This is a genomic window from Peptoniphilus faecalis (assembly GCF_012976305.1).
Taxonomy (GTDB): Bacteria; Bacillota; Clostridia; order Tissierellales; family Peptoniphilaceae; genus Peptoniphilus_A; species Peptoniphilus_A faecalis.
On the sequence record NZ_JABDSR010000001.1, the window covers coordinates 117,369 to 137,406 of the forward strand.

At 30.3% G+C, this 20,038-nt stretch carries 25 protein-coding genes and 2 tRNA genes; 6 read left to right on the forward strand and 21 right to left on the reverse strand.

The features are described 5' to 3' along the window. Positions 1 to 6: 6 nt before the first annotated feature. The 7 genes from HKO22_RS00625 to HKO22_RS00650 all read right to left on the reverse strand — a co-directional run bounded on the left by HKO22_RS00625 (position 7) and on the right by HKO22_RS00650 (position 2,565). Complete coding sequence (locus tag HKO22_RS00625) at positions 7 to 540, reverse strand: host-nuclease inhibitor Gam family protein (RefSeq protein ID WP_169967763.1); 534 nt, start codon at positions 538 to 540, stop codon at positions 7 to 9. A gap of 10 nt (positions 541 to 550) precedes the next feature. Beyond that, complete coding sequence (locus HKO22_RS00630; protein WP_169967765.1) at positions 551 to 802, reverse strand: hypothetical protein; 252 nt, start codon at positions 800 to 802, stop codon at positions 551 to 553. Further along, positions 799 to 984 (reverse strand): hypothetical protein, encoded by a 186-nt coding sequence (locus tag HKO22_RS00635; protein ID WP_169967767.1) that lies wholly within the window; start codon positions 982 to 984, stop codon positions 799 to 801. The genes HKO22_RS00630 and HKO22_RS00635 overlap by 4 nt, the downstream gene beginning before the upstream one ends. Positions 985 to 1,085: 101 nt before the next feature. Beyond that, a complete protein-coding gene (locus HKO22_RS00640; protein WP_169967769.1) occupies positions 1,086 to 1,307 on the reverse strand; it encodes a hypothetical protein in 222 nt (73 codons plus the stop codon). 171 nt (positions 1,308 to 1,478) lie between these two features. Beyond that, complete coding sequence (locus tag HKO22_RS10945; protein WP_268935699.1) at positions 1,479 to 1,604, reverse strand: hypothetical protein; 126 nt, start codon at positions 1,602 to 1,604, stop codon at positions 1,479 to 1,481. After that, on the reverse strand, positions 1,588 to 2,367 hold the full coding sequence (locus HKO22_RS00645) for a phage antirepressor KilAC domain-containing protein (RefSeq protein WP_169967771.1): 780 nt from the start codon (positions 2,365 to 2,367) through the stop codon (positions 1,588 to 1,590). The genes HKO22_RS10945 and HKO22_RS00645 overlap by 17 nt, the downstream gene beginning before the upstream one ends. A gap of 15 nt (positions 2,368 to 2,382) precedes the next feature. Further along, positions 2,383 to 2,565 (reverse strand): XRE family transcriptional regulator, encoded by a 183-nt coding sequence (locus tag HKO22_RS00650; RefSeq protein ID WP_169967773.1) that lies wholly within the window; start codon positions 2,563 to 2,565, stop codon positions 2,383 to 2,385. A 254-nt stretch (positions 2,566 to 2,819) separates the two neighbouring features. Here HKO22_RS00650 and HKO22_RS00655 point away from each other — a divergent pair, with 254 nt between their 5' ends. From HKO22_RS00655 to HKO22_RS00680, 6 genes are all read left to right on the forward strand, one after another. Next, positions 2,820 to 3,125, forward strand: a complete 306-nt coding sequence (locus HKO22_RS00655) for a helix-turn-helix domain-containing protein (protein ID WP_169967775.1) — start codon at positions 2,820 to 2,822, stop codon at positions 3,123 to 3,125. A gap of 129 nt (positions 3,126 to 3,254) precedes the next feature. Continuing rightward, positions 3,255 to 3,695: an ImmA/IrrE family metallo-endopeptidase gene (locus HKO22_RS00660; RefSeq protein ID WP_169967784.1), complete on the forward strand. Its 441-nt coding sequence runs from the start codon at positions 3,255 to 3,257 to the stop codon at positions 3,693 to 3,695. Further along, entirely contained in the window at positions 3,692 to 3,922 is a 231-nt protein-coding gene (locus HKO22_RS00665) for a hypothetical protein (protein ID WP_169967786.1), read from the forward strand. The genes HKO22_RS00660 and HKO22_RS00665 overlap by 4 nt, the downstream gene beginning before the upstream one ends. Positions 3,923 to 3,931: 9 nt before the next feature. Continuing rightward, positions 3,932 to 4,180 carry an HIRAN domain-containing protein gene (locus HKO22_RS11040; RefSeq protein WP_328818429.1) on the forward strand — a complete coding sequence of 83 codons (249 nt, stop codon included), beginning with the start codon at positions 3,932 to 3,934 and terminating at the stop codon, positions 4,178 to 4,180. Positions 4,181 to 4,195: 15 nt separating this feature from the next. Then, positions 4,196 to 4,729 carry a DUF5067 domain-containing protein gene (locus tag HKO22_RS00675; RefSeq protein ID WP_169967790.1) on the forward strand — a complete coding sequence of 178 codons (534 nt, stop codon included), beginning with the start codon at positions 4,196 to 4,198 and terminating at the stop codon, positions 4,727 to 4,729. A 141-nt stretch (positions 4,730 to 4,870) separates the two neighbouring features. Further along, a complete protein-coding gene (locus HKO22_RS00680) occupies positions 4,871 to 6,064 on the forward strand; it encodes a tyrosine-type recombinase/integrase (protein WP_169967792.1) in 1,194 nt (397 codons plus the stop codon). A 205-nt stretch (positions 6,065 to 6,269) separates the two neighbouring features. Here the strand turns inward: HKO22_RS00680 and HKO22_RS00685 are convergent. From HKO22_RS00685 to HKO22_RS00750, 14 genes are all read right to left on the reverse strand, one after another. Continuing rightward, positions 6,270 to 6,356: transfer RNA gene (locus tag HKO22_RS00685), tRNA-Leu, on the reverse strand. A 35-nt stretch (positions 6,357 to 6,391) separates the two neighbouring features. Continuing rightward, a tRNA-His gene (locus HKO22_RS00690) sits at positions 6,392 to 6,468 on the reverse strand. Positions 6,469 to 6,518: 50 nt separating this feature from the next. Continuing rightward, positions 6,519 to 7,103, reverse strand: coding sequence for an RdgB/HAM1 family non-canonical purine NTP pyrophosphatase (gene rdgB, locus HKO22_RS00695; RefSeq protein WP_169967794.1), 585 nt, complete (start codon positions 7,101 to 7,103; stop codon positions 6,519 to 6,521). Continuing rightward, on the reverse strand, positions 7,100 to 7,816 hold the full coding sequence (rph, locus tag HKO22_RS00700; protein WP_169967796.1) for a ribonuclease PH: 717 nt from the start codon (positions 7,814 to 7,816) through the stop codon (positions 7,100 to 7,102). Before rph ends, rdgB begins: the two co-directional genes overlap by 4 nt. Positions 7,817 to 7,831: 15 nt before the next feature. Continuing rightward, a complete protein-coding gene (locus tag HKO22_RS00705) occupies positions 7,832 to 9,172 on the reverse strand; it encodes an N-acetylmuramoyl-L-alanine amidase (RefSeq protein ID WP_169967798.1) in 1,341 nt (446 codons plus the stop codon). A 68-nt stretch (positions 9,173 to 9,240) separates the two neighbouring features. Beyond that, positions 9,241 to 10,227: an AIR synthase family protein gene (locus HKO22_RS00710; protein ID WP_075658944.1), complete on the reverse strand. Its 987-nt coding sequence runs from the start codon at positions 10,225 to 10,227 to the stop codon at positions 9,241 to 9,243. 26 nt (positions 10,228 to 10,253) lie between these two features. After that, entirely contained in the window at positions 10,254 to 11,537 is a 1,284-nt protein-coding gene (locus HKO22_RS00715; RefSeq protein WP_169967801.1) for a hypothetical protein, read from the reverse strand. Positions 11,538 to 11,540: 3 nt separating this feature from the next. Then, positions 11,541 to 12,272 (reverse strand): prepilin peptidase, encoded by a 732-nt coding sequence (locus HKO22_RS00720; RefSeq protein WP_169967803.1) that lies wholly within the window; start codon positions 12,270 to 12,272, stop codon positions 11,541 to 11,543. Next, positions 12,262 to 12,642 carry a prepilin-type N-terminal cleavage/methylation domain-containing protein gene (locus HKO22_RS00725; protein ID WP_169967805.1) on the reverse strand — a complete coding sequence of 127 codons (381 nt, stop codon included), beginning with the start codon at positions 12,640 to 12,642 and terminating at the stop codon, positions 12,262 to 12,264. The genes HKO22_RS00720 and HKO22_RS00725 overlap by 11 nt, the downstream gene beginning before the upstream one ends. 9 nt (positions 12,643 to 12,651) lie before the next feature. Then, positions 12,652 to 13,821: a type II secretion system F family protein gene (locus tag HKO22_RS00730; RefSeq protein WP_169967807.1), complete on the reverse strand. Its 1,170-nt coding sequence runs from the start codon at positions 13,819 to 13,821 to the stop codon at positions 12,652 to 12,654. Continuing rightward, positions 13,818 to 15,260 carry a GspE/PulE family protein gene (locus tag HKO22_RS00735; protein WP_169967809.1) on the reverse strand — a complete coding sequence of 481 codons (1,443 nt, stop codon included), beginning with the start codon at positions 15,258 to 15,260 and terminating at the stop codon, positions 13,818 to 13,820. The genes HKO22_RS00730 and HKO22_RS00735 overlap by 4 nt, the downstream gene beginning before the upstream one ends. Further along, positions 15,253 to 17,334 (reverse strand): type I DNA topoisomerase, encoded by a 2,082-nt coding sequence (gene topA / locus HKO22_RS00740; protein WP_169967811.1) that lies wholly within the window; start codon positions 17,332 to 17,334, stop codon positions 15,253 to 15,255. Before topA ends, HKO22_RS00735 begins: the two co-directional genes overlap by 8 nt. 25 nt (positions 17,335 to 17,359) lie before the next feature. Beyond that, on the reverse strand, positions 17,360 to 18,439 hold the full coding sequence (gene dprA / locus HKO22_RS00745) for a DNA-processing protein DprA (RefSeq protein ID WP_169967822.1): 1,080 nt from the start codon (positions 18,437 to 18,439) through the stop codon (positions 17,360 to 17,362). Then, complete coding sequence (locus HKO22_RS00750; protein ID WP_169967824.1) at positions 18,440 to 19,960, reverse strand: YifB family Mg chelatase-like AAA ATPase; 1,521 nt, start codon at positions 19,958 to 19,960, stop codon at positions 18,440 to 18,442. Positions 19,961 to 20,038: the final 78 nt, after the last annotated feature.

Sequence of the window (20,038 nt, forward strand, 5' to 3'; positions counted from 1 at the left end):
TCCACCTCAATATTTAACATTAAAGTTTCTATATTCAGTGATTTTTATTCCCTCGATGATTTCTCCATTTTCATCAACAACAGAATCACCTGCCACTTTTAATGACTTTTTAAGTTTAGACTTATCAACTGACTTCTTTATTTTTATATACTCATCTAAATGTTTATCTTCTAAATCTTTTAAAAGCAAATCCTCATCATAATTCCATTTCTTTTGGACTTTTCCATAGGAAGCTGTGCCCTCTACTGTCTTTAACTTAAAGTTTTTATCTTCCGCCAATCTTTTATCTGTATAAATTTGAATAAGACCCTTGAAGTAGGCTTCATCATCTTCCGCCTTTTTAATTCTCTCTTCCTTAAAATTTTCATATCTCTTTATTTGTTCATCAGCGTATTCTATGAACTCATCTTTTTGTTTTTTAATAGCTTTTAACTTTTCAAAGCACCAATCACAGCCTGCTAAATCTTTAATTTCAAAGGTTTCTCTTTCTTCAACATCTTCAACATCTTCTATATCATCAAATATTTTTAAATTTTCCATTTTATCCCCCTTAAAGACTATAAATTTCAATTAATTCATCTATGTTCTTTTCTAATTCCTCAGTAATCTTTTCTGCTATATAATCTTGGTCATAGTCAAACACATTGCCAATACTTGAACTAATTAAGCTTTTTATTCTTTCTTTTTTATAATTTTCAATAGCTTCTGTCTTAGTTTTATATAAGCTTTCACCGTCTATCGTATAAGCCTTAGTTTCTCTTAAATTTCCCTCTATAAATTCTTTATAATTATTAAATTTCATGCTATTACTCCCTTTATCACTTTTTCTATATGTTCTTCTTCTAGCTCTAACTGCGTTATCTTGGATCTAATGTCCGCCATGTTAAGCCCTAATTCATGTTTTAAATTAATATCATAAGATTTGTAGTAGAGGTATTCTGACCTCTTCCACTCATTCCTTAAATCCTTTATTAAATCATTCATTTACAACTCCACATTTCTATAATTTGTGATATAATAAGGGCAAATATTTATTTGTTTTAAGTCCTTTTACTTTGGTAGGTGCGAGGACTTTTTTATTTGCCTTATTCACTTTTTCTCCTTTTTAAATACTTATCTTTCACATACTTTGAAAACTTCCCGTAATCTTGGAAAACATCGATCCCACATTGTCTATGATAAGATTCCGTTTCCTCTTCTAGGAACTTTCTATAATCTTGTATTTCAAAATCTTCTCTATCGGCAATGTTCTTTTTCTCAAAATATGCCCTTAAAATTCCTGTGGCAGTTCTTCTATTTGCTTTCAATCTCATCACCTCACTAAAAACTTAAAAAAACTGTCAATAACTTCTACACCTGCGTACAAAAACCAAAATATAAATTTAATGGAAATCAAACTTATAAAATATAAGGCTTTCGCAAGAATCAGCAAGCCTATCAATCTCCTGATTGTTAATAAGATGTTATATTTACTAACTTTAATCATCTCTATCCTCTCTTTCCTTTTGCCACTTTTTAAACTTTTCTGCCATGAGATTTATAAAAGCGTCCCAGTCAGCCTGTGTATCGCTATATTCGATGGCAACGTCAAAATTCTTGTCCATAAGATCCCCCTAAAAATTTGTTAGTAAAGTAAATCTGTCCTTTACCAGTCATCTTTGTTGTTGTAGTTGTTCTTGTACTGCCATCGGGGTTATTAATTACTCTTACTTTTGTCTCAAAAAGCCCTTGTTCCATAGATCTTTGCGTAGGCTGATTTCGTCTTTCTCCGCCCTTACAGAGATAACCTTGGTCTCTTAGTAGAGCAAATAACCTGTTCTGTCCCATGTTTGGTAGACCATTTTGTTTTAATCTTTTTGCAAACTCGCCTATAAGGATTGAGTTCTCAGCAACTTCGCAGGAATCGGAAAATAAAGCTTTAGGTCTATTTCTTTCGTTTTCTTCTTCGGCTGCAATTCTTCTTTGCTTCTCTTCTTTGAGAGTTGTTGCAAGTTGTATTAGATAATCGGGATCTGTAAGAGTCCTTTCAATGACTGTTTCTGTCATGTATGCTCCGTGCTTTCTTATACTTGGTAATACTTCTGATGTAACCCAATCGGCAAATCTTTCTGCTTCTGGTTTTCGACTTTGGAAAATTAGTTTGTAGAGATTCGACTCATTGATAAAATTTGCTTGTTGCCTTCCACCGTTTGTAAGGATGTCGGTAGTAGCGACCCCCTTTGAGTTAAGCCTTGATTTAGCATCTCTTGTATTTTTAATTTCTAGAATTTCGCATACATCGTTTAAATTGAAATAAGGCTCATCATTAATAATCGATGTTCTTACTTGACCAAAATCTTTATTTTCAAAAATTCTTAAATCATTCATTTTTGATCCTTTCTTTTAAATCTCTAAAATTTTTTTAATCTGTTCCAATCTATCACTGTTGTTTCTATTGCCCTTGACTATGTCAAAAGCATAACCAACACTGATTTCCATCTCTTCAGCTAACTTTTGATAAGTGTAGCCCTTTCTTTTCATTGCAATGCTAATTTTTTCTTCCAAAGAAAGATCCCTGATTGTCATATTCTCACCTGCCTTTATAAGCTTTAGATTTTGTCTTGCGTTTTGTTAGATTTTATGCTAATATTTAAGCATAAAAATAACACTTGATTAACGGCTTGGTAATCCTAATCACAAAATTATTTTTATAAAATTTAAGTGCTAAATTTATGCTTAATTTTTAGCTTAAATTAAGTATAATAGATTATATTCTAATTGTCAATAGATTTTAATCTATTGTTTTAAAAATTTTTAGCACTTTTGAAAGGTGTGTAAAAATGAATAGTTATGAAATGTATGAAAGGATACAAAAGTTAATTTCAGAAAAAGGAATTACAGTAGCTGAACTTGAAAGAAGAGTTGGAGTAAGTAATGCAACTATATCAAGATGGCAAAAATCAATTCCATCTGCTGACAAATTACAAAGAGTAGCAAAAGAGCTTGGAACAACAATGGATTACTTAGTTACTGGTAACGAAGAAGACACTCAGAGTAAAATTATTGCTCGCGAAGCAAGTGGACTTACAGATAGTCAAGTTGCACTTATACGAAATATGATCAAAGAATTTAAAGAAAGAAATTAAAAAGGGTGTGATTAATTGGACTGGAGAAGCGACTATTATTTATACGAAAGAATCTCTCATTTTTTAAAGGTAAATAATATAACAGATTATTTTGATCCATTTTTCTACTGTCGAAGTATGGGCTGAAATTTGATCCCTTATACTACTGACGGCTTTCAAGATGACAGATTTTTTGAACTTTATGACATAAGTGAAGATGGATTTAGTATTTATGAAAACAATGAGTATTATATTTTTTATAATCCTTTGAGATACGAACCACGAATTAATTTTACAATCTCGCATGAAATTGGACATATAGAATTATTTCACCATTTCCTATTACCTCAAAAAGTTTTGATGAGTTCCAGGTATAAACATACTGTTTGGGAAAAACAAGCAGATACTTTTGCAGGAAATATTTTAATGCCAGCAAAAGAATTTAAAAATTTGAGAGACCTTAATCGAAAACCTTATGTCGAAGGATATAGATATGGAGTAAGTAACCAAGCTTTGCAAGTACGATGGAATACCCTTGATTATGATCTTAGGCAGTTTAATAAAATTAATCCTAATGAGGTGATTTTATGAAATTAATTTGGTTTCTTATCATAGGCTGGTGGTATTTACCTATTAAATGGGTCTTCAAACTCATCTTTTCAAATAATTCAGCTCAAAAAGTTGGTAATGATTTGAAATTTGAAGTAAGAACCTGGAATGAGTTTGCCGACAATATTAAAATGTGGCAATCGCAAAACGCTAGGAATCAATGGATAGGTGCTCATTACACTGAAAAACCAACTTATCAGTATTCGTAGCAAAGTAACATCCCAGTAAACTTTGTCGCAGAGCCTACTAATGAATATGACAATAAAGCAATTGCAGTTTATCTTGATGGATTGCACATAGGATATGTCCCTCATGAAATAAATATGAAATATCATGACTTTATATTAAACACAGGAACTGCTATAGCAGAGATCCATGGTGGCAACAGAAAAAAACTTGATGAGCATGGAGATGTAATTATAGAAAAATTTGACCCAATTGTAGAAGTTAGCATAATCAAAGATTAGAAAGGAGAAAATAAAATGAAAAAAAACGTTAAAAATGTATTAGCAATTGGATCTATCGCATTACTTTTAACAGCTTGTGGTGGAAAGACAAACGAGGTTAAAAATGAACCCCCAAAAGAAAATAAAACTAATGCAGTAGAATCTGTTGAAAGCAAACAAGAATCATCAAAAGAAAGTAACATCTTTGAAGATGAATCAGCAAAAGTCATTATCAAAAATTACGAATTTCTAAAAAGTCAATATGATGAGAATGTTGACATTGTAGCACTTACAATAGAATTCACAAATAAAACTGATGAAGCCGTTGACCCTTGGTTTGGTACTCCACTAAAAGGAGAACAAGAAACTGATAAAACTATAGAATTGCTTGATGGTGCAAATGGTCTTTTCCCTGAAGATTATAAACCAGACCTTGTTGCTGCATCTGATGTACAAGTGAAACCAGGTGCAACTGTAGAAGCTGTTATTGGCTATCAACTAAAAATAAAAGATAGCCCAGTATATGTTAGAGATTGGGACGGAAACTTTGAATATGTATTAAATAAATAACCATAAAAAATAGAGAACGTGACAAGCACATCCCCTAATAAAGTGTTATAAATAACGCTTTTACCTTTGCAAAACAATTATACCACATTTGTTTAATTAATTCTATTAGATTGATTTTTTGTATCCTATTTAGGAGGCAAAATGGCAATCAAAGACTTAGGTGGCGGTCGCTACCAAATACGAATTGATAAGAAAGATTATAGCACAGGCGCAAGGAAAACAAAAACCTTGACCCTAGAAACTGAACTTACTGGTAGACAACTAGATGCTTTGTTGTTTACCAAGGAAGCCGTGTTAGAAAGAGAGGTAGATAAAGAATTAAATGAAGTTTCCAATCCTGGAGACTTAAATTTAAAAGATTACTTTGAAAAGATATTTATAAAAAATAAAAAGCGTGAGCAAAACACTATCGACTGGTATGTAAGATACCTAAGAAATAGAACTTATACTTTTTTTGGCAACAAGAAAATTAAGACTATAAGTGACTTAGATGTAAAAAACTTTTTCTCTATGCTTGATAATGCTAAAAAAGCTAATGGCAAGCCATTGTCACAAAAAACTAAAAAACATTATTTGACAGTCTTAAAAGCAATTTTTGAGGACTGCGTCGATAGAGATCTCATGAATAAAAACCCTGCAAGTAAAATTCAAGTTAATGTACCCAACAGACCCTTGTCTGTATCTAAGTTTTACACTCCAGATGAGTTAAAAGAAAACTTAGAAAAACTGTCAGAGTATGCTACTACTGATAAATTAACTTATTTTGTCTTATCCTATGTCTGCGGCTTTAGACCTGCTGAAATTATGGGACTAGTATGGAATAAAGTTAGCTTTGAAAGAAAAGAAATCCTGGTGGACAAGTCTTTAGCAGCTACAACAAAGGGATACATCTATAAAAGCACAAAAAACGAGAATGTCAGGACTTCAATTTTGACTGACTATGCACTGTCGCTTTTAAAAGTCCATAAAAATAACGAGAAAATGAAATATACAGAATTAAAATTAAAAATTCCTTTTGAAGAAAACTATGTCTTTACCTTAGACGATGGATCTCATTGGGGCAAAGGAAAATTCCGAGATTTCTGGTGTAAGTTTTGTAAACAACATGGATTAAGATATATACCGCCTTATGGACTAAGACATACAAGTGCAACTCTGCTAGCCTATGCAAATGTCCCTTTGCCAAGCATAGCTAAACATTTGGGAGACTACAGCATAGAGTCAGCTCAAAAATATATACACGCAGTTGAGGATAACCGAGATATATATGAGAGTGCCTTTGACTTACCAAACAGAGTTAAAGTTAAGAAAAAGGATAATGTAATATCTTTTTAAAAAGTGGATACTTTTTTACAAACAAACTTTTAAAAGGCTTAAAATAAAGAATCCATTCTAAAAAAAGTGGACATTTGGTGTGGATTTTGGCAAAAATAGACGACAAAAAAACAATATTACACGAGAATAAAAAAATCGTGTATCACTGTAAACCGCTTAAAATACAAACAAACGATAATTTACAATAATACACGATAACATAAAATGGTGCTAAAGGTGGGACTCGAACCCACACGATCTTGCGACCGCCAGATTTTGAGTCTGGTGCGTCTGCCAATTCCGCCACTCTAGCAAAAAAAGAAGTGTCTAAGACACTTCTATATATTGTGGGGTGGATAGTGGGAATCGAACCCACGATCTTCAGGACCACAATCTGACGCCTTAACCAGCTAGGCCATACCCACCACGAACAATATATATCTTAACAAATTATATATTTTTTGTCAATTGTTTTTTACATTATTGAAAGTTTATCTCGAAGATTCTTTAATGCTCTTGCTCGGTGACTAATTTCATTTTTCTCTTCATGGCTCATCTCTGCAAAGGTCTTGTCAAATCCGTCTGGTACAAAGATGCTGTCATAGCCAAATCCATTGTCGCCTTTTTCTTCAAGTGAAATTTTACCAGAACAAACTCCTTCAATAGGAATAATGTTTTTATCTTCATCGATTAAAACTATTTGTGTTTTAAAATATGCGCTTCTGTCTTCTTTGTTTTTTAGATTATTTAATAATTTCTCTCTATTCTTTTTGTCATCATGCTCTGATGCATATCTTGCAGAATGAACTCCTGGTTCTCCATTGAGTGAATTTACAAATAAACCCGTGTCATCTGCTAAAACTGCGTAATTAACTCTATCTGCCATTGCACTTGCTTTTTTTAATGCGTTGTCATATAAAGTGTCGCCATCTTCTATTACTTCAAAATCCAAGCCTTCTATATCTGATTTCCCATAAATTTTTACGTCTAAATCTTGTAAAATTTCCCTTATTTCTCTTAACTTATTAATATTATCAGTGGATAAAACTAATTCTCTCATATATACTTCTCCACAATTTCAAAATATTTAAAAATATCTTCAATTCCTCTTTTAGCGCCCTTTAAAAATTCATTTAGCTCTTCAACTGAAAAAGTATCCCCTTCGCCAGTCCCTTGAATTTCTATTAGTTCAAATTTATCGTTCATGACAACATTTAAGTCAACATCAGCATTTGAATCTTCCCTGAAATCTAAGTCTACTAAATTTATTCCGCCAACTTTTCCTACACTAATTGCAGCAACTTTAGAAATTATTGGGTCTTCTTTGAATTTTCCATTTTCCAAAGCTTTTTTCACTGCAATTTTAAGTGCAATATAAGATCCCGTTATGGATGCGGTTCTTGTTCCACCGTCAGCCGAAATGACATCGCAGTCGATCCATATCGTCCTTTCCCCAATTTTATCTAAATCTATACATGATCTAAGTGTTCTCCCAATTAATCTTGAAATTTCACTGCTTCTTCCGTCAAGTTTTCCCCTTGAGATGTCCCTTACTTTTCTTGTTGGAGTTGAGCCAGGAAGCATTGAGTATTCGCTTGAAAGCCATCCTTTATTCTTTCCTCTTAAAAATGCAGGGACTTTATTTTCAATCATCGCTGTACAAATAACTTTTGTTTCTCCCCATTCAATTAATACAGAACCATCTGGATGTCCCAAATAATTTGGCGTTATTCTAATTTGTCTTATTTCGTCGTTTTGTCTATCTTCTCTCATAATTCCCTTTCTTACTTACTTAATAACATAGCTATTCATATAGTCTTCTATTCCATTATAGAGTCCCCTAGCTAATTTATCAATGTAATCAGGGTCTTTTATTGTTTCTAAATCTCTTTCATTTGATAAGAATCCTAGCTCAGCTAGTGCAGAAACATTTTTTGTTTTATTTAATACAATTATAGCTGGTCTGTTTTTAATTCCACGATCAACAGCACCAGTTTCCCTTATAAGTGCTTTTTGTAAACAGTTTGCAAAATGTTTTTGAACAGTATCCTTTATTGAAATATTATTTTCTGAGGCGTATAATACTTCAATTCCTTGTGCACTTGAATTATCGGAGCTGTTAAAGTGAATTGAAAGGAATAAATCTGCATTTTTATCATTTGATACAGATGCTCTGTCTAAAAGTTTGACATATTCATCTCTTGTTCTTGTAATGGTTGCATTTATTTCTGGATTTGAGTTTAGTTTTTCCATTAAACTTTCAGCAACTAGCAAATTTAAATCTTTTTCATAAGTATATCCATCAAGTGCAATTGCACCTGAATCTTTACCTCCATGGCCAGGGTCAATAATAATATTTAGCTTGCCATTTATTTCAATTTTGTCTTTAATTACCTTATTCTTTTTATCTTTTAAATCTAGATCTGCTTCTTCAAATATTTTGTTTTCATTTCCATTGTTTATTTGGCTTTTTATGTTATCAGTTTCTTTTTTTTCTGCATTTGATTGAAAATAGTTGCTATCAAAAATTGATACTGACTTAATGTTAGATTTTTTATTGTCAGTGGAATTTTGATTATCATTTTTACTATTTGATTTTCTTTCAGCGTTTTCCTTATTAGTTTCTTCTACAATAGATTTTGACGACTCTGTGCTAATTTCTGCTCTCACTTTTTCATTGTTCCAGTTTACTTCGTATCCAAAGGTTTCTGAAATAAATCTAAGAGGTACCATTGTCTTAGTTTCTCTTCGTGGGCTTTTATATAGTGCAAGTTGTGGAGCTTGTGCTTTATCTAATGAAATCTTCTTTCCATTAACTGTTACATTTGGATTATTGATTTGCATATTAATTACATCGCCGTTTAAAGTAATTTTTATGCTTTCGTCCTTTGAATTCCATTTTACATTAGCACCAAGTTTCTCTGTGATTTCACGAATTGGCACGAAAGTTCTTCCATCTTTTATGTATGGAGAAAATTCAGTTTTTAGCGTCTCTTTATTAACTAAAACGCCTGCTTCTTTAACTTTAAAAACACTACTTCCAATACTCACAGAAAAAATATTTGCTGCAAATACTGGTGTAATAAGTATTGCTATAAATAATATTGATAATTTGATAATTTTTTTCATATAATTCACCTAGTTAAAGTTTATATATCATTAACTAATTTGTCAATATTGTAACCAAATTGTAATAGTTAATCAATAATTTTGTAAAGCTCATCAGAGCTTGGTTCTGATAAAGCTAATGTTTTGTCATTAAATACTACTACTGTCTTATTTTCTTTAATTACTTCGCCAATCTTTGTAACTTTTATTCCTTCATTTTTTGCTGCTTTTTTAAACTCTGTAAATTTATCTTTTTCAAAAATCATTAGCATACTTCCACTTGAAATAAGTCTCATGGGATCAATTGCATAAAATTCTGAAACTTTTTTTGTTACATCAAGTACGGGAATATTATCATAATAAGTAGCTAAACCATAATCTATTGCTACACCTGTTTCCCAAAGTGCACCATACAATCCGCCCTCAGTAATGTCGTGCATATGCTTAACTCCATATTTTGATGCAAGTCTTGATTCCTTTAAAACTGAAATTTCATCTGATAGTGATATGGCAAGTTTTAATTCTTCTTCATTTAAAACTTCTTTTATATTAGACTTATCATGAGCAATGATACTTGTTCCCTCTATACCAATATATTTTGAAACTGCAATCACATCTCCTGGTTTAATGCTTTTTATATCTGGCCTAATCTTTTTATTAACTCTTCCTAAGACTGTAGTGGAAATTAAAATTTTATTTACTGCATCCGTTATTTCTGTGTGACCGCCTACTATATCCACATTTAATTTGTTTGCCGTACTATTTGCATCGTCGATAATTTCCTTTAAATCATCTATTGTTGCACTTGGTGGAATTAAAACTGTCATTAAAACTCCCACAGGATCTGCACATTGACAGCTTACATCATTTACAGATACATTTATTGCCAAAGAACCAATGTTTTTTGAAGCACCCGTTATAGGATCCGTCGATGCGACAATTAAATCTCCACCAAAGTCTAAAACTGCATTGTCTAATCCAGTTCCACCCTTTATAATTACTTCTTCTCTATTTGAACTCAAGTTATTGAAAATATATTTTTCCAATAATTCTGCTTTTAATTTTCCTATTTTCAAAATAACACCCCTATTGAATTTTACAATTATTTAATTTGCATTTCAAATTTGTAAAACCCATTCTCCATATAAATATTTTTGCTGAGAATATTTATGTCTCTAAAAACTTTGTTAAAATACTCCTCATTTTTTACTATTCCCTTCACTATAATCCTACCATTGTCAAAGGAATAATTTGTTATTATTAAATTTTTATCCTCAAGTTTTTGAATTTCAGAAATTTTATTTATAAAAATTTTATTTCTCTCTTGGAATTTATCACTAGACATATTAGTTTCTACAACTTCTTCCTTTTCTACATCTTTTGTATTTGCCAATTTAATCTCATTTTCTTTTTTTAGATTTAAAAAATATACTAAATTAAAGATAATTATTGAAAACATAGAAATAGCAAGAATTAAATTTATAAAATTTTTATTTTTTAACCTATTATTTTCTCTCTTCTCTTTTTTTATAGAAATTTTATCATGTATGTCTTCTTCTAAGAGATTATATTCTAAACTGCTAAATGTTTTTAAAGTTTCTTTTATAATTGTTGAATCACAAATATTCCCAAATAATTCTACTTTTTCACCCTTCGCAAATTTTTCTATTTTACTAATATAATTGGTAAAATAATTTTTATATTTAAACAGAAAGTCTTCATCAATTTTAGATTCTTCTGGGTCATAGCAAAGATTGATTATATTAGAGGCATTTTGCTCCTCTAACTTATTTTCTTCAATTAGTTTTTCAAAATTTTTATCGTAGATTTTTTCATAAAAATTTACTAAATTATTTTTTACAGAAATTAGTTTTACATAAGTTGGAGAAATCTCTATATATTTTCCATCTTTATTTATAGACTGCGGTTCTGGAATTATTTCATAGTTTAAAATTTCTAATTTCTCCAAAACTTCTTTTAATTTTAAAATCAAATTTGCTGGTACTAAATCAATTGATAAATTTAAGATCTCTTTTTCTTTTATAGAATCGTAAAAAACTTCATATTTTGATAGATCAAAATCCCCGTAATCTTCTAGTTCTAATTTAAGAAAATCTTTTATCTCGCTTTCATCAATTTCTGGAATTTTATAATTAATGTGAATAAAAGATGAAGAGTCAAATATTAAGATTAGTTTATCCTTCCTTTTAAAATTAATTTTTTCCATAATTTTACTTAATTTGTAATAAAAATGGTGATAATCTAATATTTCACCATCTCTATAAATTCTATAAGGAAGGGCAATTTTTAACTCTTCTTTTATATCTTTATTAATTTTTATAAATCCGTCGTTTATTATAAATTTAGTAATCTTTTTTTGAAACATAATTCACCTGCATAATATGAAAATAATAATAGATATGCTAATAAAAGGTCCAAAAGCAATTGAATCTTTAAAACTTTTTTTCTTTAATAAAATTAAAATTATAGAAAATATTGCTGCTATTAAAAAGGAATCCTTAAATAAATTAAAGGCTTCTAATAAATTATTAGCAAAAAATCCCATTATAAAGGAATAATAAACATCTCCAAGTCCCATCATCTCCGTAAATTTATATAGCATGAAAAAGAATAAACCTATTCCTAGAGAAAATTTTAGAGAATTTAAAATATTTTCTTCTGCAAGTAATTTTAAAAGCAAAATAAAGACTAAAATTATAAAAAGGTCTATATTATAAATATATCCTGTCTTTAAGTCTATTATTCCAATAAAAATTGCCACTGTAATTATAACAATAAATAAAATAGTATAAAGTGAATTTCCATATTTAAAAAAATTTAAAACAGAAAGAATTGAAATTAAAATTTCTGTTAAAAATTTGTCTATGCCAATTTTTTCTCCACAACTTTTGCATTTTCCTTTAAGATAAATATAAGAAAATACAGGAATGATTTCATAAAATGCTAATTTTCTATTACAATTGTCACAGTGGCTCCTTGCAAATATGAAATCTTCCTTTTTTTCTCTTCTATTGACAAATACATAATAAAAAGATGCAAAGGATCCTCCAAGCATAAAAACCAAAAAAATTAGAGTAATTTTATAAAAATTATTTTCCATTTTCTTCTACTAAAGAATTGTTTGACACTTTTACAAGACCTGGTTCAACATGCACATCTCCATCCTCTGTTACACTTATTGTAAATGTAGTTGCTTTGCCTAAATGTTTTGCAGGTTTGGGAATTTTTCCACTTTCAATATAGGGCTTTAAATTTTCTATACTTATACTTTTTTCATCAGGATGATCAATTAAATATAAAATTCCTGCACTCTTTAAAACTTTTACATTAGAATTATGCGCTGCTGCTTCTGCTGCAAGATTTGTCTTGCTATACTTCATAGCTGCAATTGAAATTAATATTGCGATAATTGCTATTACAATTACTAATTCAATAAGTGTAAAACCCTGATTTTTCTTTTTTAATTTCATAAAATCCTCCTAAAATTGATTTACCATATCGAAAACCGGCAGTGCAATTGATATCACTATGAATCCAATTATTAATGCCATAATTATTATTAAAATTGGACCGAGAACTCCTAAAAACTTCTTGTTATAATTGTTTAGTTCTTCGTCATAAAATCCAGACATAATCTTAAAAACTTCTCTTAAGTTTGAAGATTCTTCTCCCACATGAATCATGGAAATTAAAATCTTTGGAAATACATTTATTTTTGCAGCGCTATTATAAAAAGATTCTCCAGATTTTATATCTCTTAAAATTTCTAAAAATTTGCTTTTTAGGACGACATTTTTTTCCATATTTGAATGAATTTCAAGACTTCTATCAATTGTGAGCCCTGCACCAAGAAGTAGCTCCATGTTAAATGTAAATTCTAAACTCTTTGTCATTCTATAATACTTTAGTTTCAAAAAAATTTTGTGAAAGGTTCTTTGATTTTTTCTATGATATATTAATGTAATCGCTATCAAAAATAATATAATTAAAATTATATAAATATAATTTTTATATAAAAAGTTTGAAAAACTTATTAAGACTCTAGTAGGAAGTGGCAGCAAATTGTCATTTGCACTAAAAATTTCCATAAAATTTGGTATTACATTTATAATCAAGAAGTTTATTACAAAACATGAAGTAATCAAAAGAATAATTGGATAAGCCAAGGCTTCTGTAATTTTTGAGTTTGTTTCTCTCTTTTTTATGTAATAATTTGACAAACTATTAAAAATTTTACCAAGACTTGACGTGTTTTCTCCAACATAGACCATGTTTGTAACAAGACTTGGAAAAGAATGTGTTTCTTCCATGGATTCAGATAGAGAAATCCCACTTCTGAGATTATCCCTTACGCTGCTTAATATTTTACTCTTATCTTCAGAAAATTCCCCGATTAAAATTTCAAAGGCATTTTCAATATTAATTCCTGAATTTATTAATAGGGCCAGTTGTCTAAATAAAATATAAAGATCTTCGTTTTTTAACTTTCTTTTAAAATTAAAGGAATTACTTGATTCAATGTTTTCTTCAATTTTTATTGGCCTAAGTCCTTCTCTTTTTAACTTTTCCTTAGCATCTTTAATACTTATTGCATCAATGTTTCCCTTGATCTTTTCACTGCCTCTAAAGGCCTTGTATTTATAAATCATAGTTCACCAACAGTATGTATGTGTTTAAAATACTCCTCAAAAGTTGTTTCGCCTTTTTTAATCAATTTTAAAATCTCACTTGATAAAGTATTCATACCCCTTTCAATTGCAAAATTTTTAATATTTTTTATACTTTCACGCCTACTTATCATGTCGCGAATTTCACTGTCTATAATCATAATTTCAAATACCGCCGTTCTTCCACTGTAACCTCCATTACATTTATCACAGCCCTTCGCTTTAAATACATATTCATTATCTATAATTGAATTTGTGTTTTTTATCTTTTCCCTACAATTAGGACATAATTTTCTTATAAGTCTTTGTGAAATTACGCCAATTAAACCAGCTGAAATTAAATAGGGTTCAATTCCCATATCAATAAGCCTTCCTATTGATGCTGGAGAGCTTTCAGTGTGAAGAGTAGATAAAACTAGGTGTCCAGTAATTGAGGATGAAATTGCAATATGAGCTGTATCTTCATTTCTAATTTCACCAATCATTATTTTATCAGGATCCATTCTTAATATAGCCTTCAATCCCTTTTCAAAGGAAAGCCCTGTATTTTGATTTACTTCAATTTGATTTATGCCATCAATTTTATATTCGATGGGATCTTCAATTGTCATAATATTTATGTCTTCATCTTGGATTTTTCGCAAAAGTGTATAAAGTGTTGATGTCTTTCCCGAAGATGTTGGTCCGCAAATTAAAATCAGTCCAGAAGGCTGACTAATTAAGTTCATTACTTTTTCATAATTTTCACCGACAAGACCTATTCCCTCTGGTGTATAAGAAATTCTTTGAATGTCTAAAATTCTTAGAACTATTTTTTCACCAGTTCCTGTAGGCGTTGTGGCAACTCTAATATCTATTTTTTCAGCATCAAAATTAAAGCTAAATCGACCATCTTGAGGAAGTCTCTTTTCTGAAATATCTAATTCTGAAAGGATTTTTATCCTTGTTACAAGATGAGGATAAATCTTTTTTGGTAGCTCAATTAATGTGTTTAATGCACCGTCAATTCTTATTCTAACAATTATATTTTCAAATCTAGGCTCAATATGAATATCGCTGGCATTTCTTTCTATGCTTTCCCTTAAAATGTAGTTTAAAAGTCTAACTGCAGGAGAATCTTCTTTTTCGTCGATATTACTTACTGACAAATCTTCATAGTTTGAATTAATATCTTCTATTATAAAATCTCTCTTCTCATCTTTATATATTTTGTCTAATTCATTTAAAATCTTTTCTTTAGAACTTTCTTCTAAAATTACTTTTCTCTGTAATTTTTCTTGAAGATTATATTTTAAAATTTCGTCAATATGTAAAGAGAAGAAGACAACTATGTCTCCTTCTTCTCTTGCAGGAGCTACGAAATTCTTTCGGCAATAATTTTCGCTGAATATACTTTTAATATCAAAAGAAAAATTACTCACTTTCATCTCTCCTATAATCACAAGTATTATTGCTACACTTGATTATCTTTTTACCTCTAGATTCCATCTCTGTCAAAATACTATTGCATTTTGGGCATCTTTCGTTTATAGGTTTATTCCAAGATACGAATTCGCACTTAGGATATTGGTCACATCCGTAAAAAATTCTTCCCTTTTTACTTCTTTTAACTACAATTTCTCCCTTACCACATTCTGGACATTTAACTCCAATTTTTTCTACAAGTGACTTAGTATTTCTGCATTCTGGAAAACCTGGACAAGCCAAAAATTTTCCATATCTCCCCATCTTGATAACCATGTTTCGTCCGCATTTTTCGCAAATCTCATCAGATACTTCATCTTCTATTTCAACTTTTTCTATATTTTCATAAGCTTTGTCTAAATCCTTTTTCAAGTCATCATAAAAGGATCTAACTAACTCTTTCCATTGTTTTTTCCCCGCAGCAATTTCGTCTAATTCAAATTCCATTTCAGCAGTAAATTTTTTATCTACTAAATTTTTGAAATTTTCAACTAAAATTTCATTTACTGTTTGTCCCAATTCTGTTGGTACAAATTTTTTCTCTTCAAGAACTACATAGTATCTACTTTGGAGAGTTGAAATAGTAGGTGAATAAGTTGAAGGTCTCCCTATTCCCAATGCTTCAAGTTCTTTTATTAATGATGCCTCATTGTATCTTGGAGGTGGGCTTGTAAAATGCTGTTCTTTGTTTATCTCTTTTAATTTTAAGATTTGTCCCTCTTTAAGTGATGGAAGTTCTGCGTTTTTTTCATTTGAATAGTTATAAACTCTTAAAAAACCATCAAAAGATAAAATTGAACCTGCAACTCTAAACAATTGAGAGTTTGAAAGAATATCTACGGAAACAGTGTCATAAATCGCATTTGACATTAGTGATGCTACAAACCTACTCCATATTAATGAATATAATTTAAATTCATCCTTTGATAGAGAATCCTTAATTGAATATGGTGTTTTTGTTACATCTGTAGGTCTAATACACTCGTGGGCATCTTGAACATTTTCATTTTTCTTTTTACTTGGTGCATGCTTTTTTCCTAAATATTCTTTTCCATAATTTTTTTCTATAAAATTAAGGCAAGCATTTTGTGCTTCAACAGAAATTCTCGTAGAGTCTGTTCTCATATAAGTTATAAGGCCTACTGAACCTTCCTTTGGAAGTTTTATTCCTTCATAAAGTCTTTGAGCTACCATCATAGTTTTTTTTGTTGAAAAATTTATTCTCCTTGAACTGTCTTGTTGCATAGTTGAAGTTGTGAAAGGATTTGGAGCCTTTCTTACTCTCTTTCCTTTTTTTACAGAATCAACAATAAAATTTTCCTCATCAATATTTTTAAGTACTCTATTTGCATCATCTTCTGACTTTAATTCGACTTTTTTAGCTTTTCCACTTTCTTTTATTCCATAATAATCCGCTAAAAGTTTTCTTCTTCCAACTCTCAAATCTGCTTGAATAGTCCAATACTCTTCAGGAATAAAATTATTTATCTCCTCTTCTCTGTCACATATTAGTTTTAAAACTGCAGATTGAACTCTGCCAGCAGAAAGACCAGCCTTTACTTTTTTCCACAATAATGGAGATATTTGATAACCTGCAAGCCTATCTAATTCACGTCTTGCCTGCTGAGCATCCACAAGATTCATGTCAATTGCTCTTGGATTCTTAATTTCTCTTTTTACTGTATCCTTAGTTATTTCGTTAAAGGTAACTCTATTCTTATCATCTGGATCCATTTCCAAAATATGTGAAAGGTGCCAAGAAATTGCTTCTCCCTCTCTATCGGGGTCGGTTGCAAGAATTATTTTATCAGCCTTTTTAGCTTCAGATTTAATTTCCTTAATAAGAGGCCCCTTGCCATATATGTTCATATACTGTGGTTCAAAATTTTTTTCTATATCAATACCTAGTTTTGATTTTGGTAAATCTCTAACATGACCAACTGATGCAATTACTTTGTAATTTGAGCCAAGCATCTTTTTTATTGTCTTCGCCTTAGTTGGCGACTCTACAATTACTAGATTTTTTGCCAAAATACCATCTCCCTCTTCCTAAAATCTATTTTAAAATTTGAAACTCATTCATAGAAATTTTTTCTATAATTCCTCTGAGTTCTAATTTTGTCAATATCTTGTTTATATAAAATACCTCATTCCTTAAATTATTGCAAATATCGTTAGTGTTATTTATTCCCCTTTGAATTAAATTATACACAGCTAGTTCTTCTGCATCCATTTCAATATTTTCTTCATAAACCTTGTTTTTATTTAAATTTGGATAATAATCTAAAATATCCTCTACCTCAACTAAAGGAATTGCACCGTCTCGAATTAACTTATTTGTTCCAACAGAATAAATTGAAGTAATATTTCCCGGAACTGCAAAAACTTCTTTTCCTTGTTCTGCAGCAAGTCTCGCAGTTATTAAGCTTCCGCTTTTATCCTTTGCCTCTACCACTACAACAGTTTTTGAAAGACCAGATATAATTCTATTTCTAATTGGAAATGTAAATTTATTCGCACTTGTTCCCAAGGCAAACTCGCTAATTATTGAACCTTTTTTTGAAATTTCTTCATATAGTTCCTTATTTGACTTTGGATAAATTACATCAATTCCCGTACCTAGAACTGCAATTGTATTTAAATTGTTTTTTAAAGCTCTTTTATGTGAAAGTGAATCAATACCATAAGCCATCCCACTTACAATTGTAAAATCATAATTACTCATACTATCAATTATTTTATTTACAACCATATTTCCATAAGAAGAATGACTCCTTGCACCAACAAAGGCAATTGGATTATAAATCTTTAAATTTCCCTTTATATATAAAACTGAAGGTGGGTTCATTATATATCTAAGAGACTTAGGAAATTCATCATCTAAAATTGTGGTAATTTTAACTCCAATTAAGTTGATTTTCTCCTTAACTTCATCGACAACTAAATTAAAATCTTTGGCCTTTTCCTTTAATCTGTCGAAACTTCTCTTTGACAAAACCCTTTCCTTAAAATAATCAATGGTATCAAAATCTTCAATTGGAATATTACTGTCTATTAAATAATTTAAAATCTTTAAAGAATTTTCACTTGAGAAATTTATCTCATTTAAAAAAATTAGTAGATCTCTTCTATTCATCTAATTACCCCAAAACTTTTTGTCCATAGTTCGATATTGTATGCTCTCCAAAACATGATCCTCTTTAATGTTTTCACATCCATCCATGTCAGAAATAGTCCTTGAAATTTTTAAAATTTTATTATAAGTCCTTGCACTCATGCCATACTTTTTAAAAGCAAGTTCCATAATCTTTTCTGAAGTGCTATCTAATGCACAGTATTTTTTTAATTTATCCTCAGGAATTTCTGAATTATATTTGAAAGATTCCTCTTTAAATCTATCTTTTTGAATTTCTCTAACATGTTTTACCCTTTCTCTTACAACTTCAGAGCTTTCGCCAGATCTTTCAGAAGAAATTTCTTTATATTCAACTTCAGGAACCTCTAAATGAATATCAATTCTATCAAGCAAAGGATGAGAAATTTTTGAAAGATATCTTTGAATTTCATAAGGCGAACAATTACACTCATGAGTTTTAGAATTGTGATAACCACATGGACAAGGATTTAATGCCACAACTAGTTGAAAATCTGCTGGATATCTAACGCTGGCATTTGCACGAGATATTATTATATCCTTAGATTCCATTGGTTGACGCAAAACTTCTAAAACCGATTTTGAAAATTCTGGCAACTCATCTAAAAACAATACTCCCTTATTTGCAAGGGAAATTTCTCCCGGCTTTGGAATTTTGCCTCCGCCAATTAATGAAACTGCTGATGCTGTGTGATGTGGCGCTCTAAAAGGTGGCTTAATTATAAGTGCATTGTCGTCTAAAAGCCCTGAGATTGAATAAATTTTTGTTACTTCTATTGCTTCTTCAAAATCAAGTTCTGGCAAAATAGTTGGAAATCTCTTTGCTGCCATTGTTTTTCCCGATCCAGGTGAACCTAAAATTAAAATATTGGATTTTGCACAAGCAGAAATTTCAAGCGCTCTCTTTAGGCTTTCCTGTCCCTTTATGTCAGAAAAATCCACTGTATAAGAAACCTTCTCCCTAGTAAAATTTCCGACACATCTTTCAATTTTAATTTCTCCCCTTAAAAAAGAAATTACTTCTTCTAAAGTTTTTACTGGATAGATTTCAACATCGCTAACTATTACACATTCTTTTCTATTTTCATAAGGCACGATAAATTTTCTGTAGCCCTTTTCTCGCATGGAAATTACCATGGGAAGTGCTCCCTGAATTTTATTTACCTTGCCATCCAGTGCAAGTTCACCCATATATATGTAAGGACTGTAGTCGAGTTCTAAACTTTCATCGCAACTTAAAAGGCTTACCGCAATTGCAAGGTCAAGTTGTGTCCCGTCTTTTCTCAAATTAGCAGGAGCTAAATTTATTGTAATTCTCTTTTTTGGAAAGTCGTAACCAGAATTTTTTATTGCCGATTTTACTCTCTCTGTGGATTCTTTTACTGCAGTCTCAGCAAGTCCTACTAGTATAATTTTTGGCATCCCATTTGAAAGATCAACTTCAACATCAACTGGATAGCCATTGAGTCCAGTTAATGTACAAGTTTTTGTGCAAGAATACATATTTCCTCCTATTTTATCTATTAATTAATTATATTCTACCATGTTTATGAAAATATTTTCATAATATTTTCATTTTTA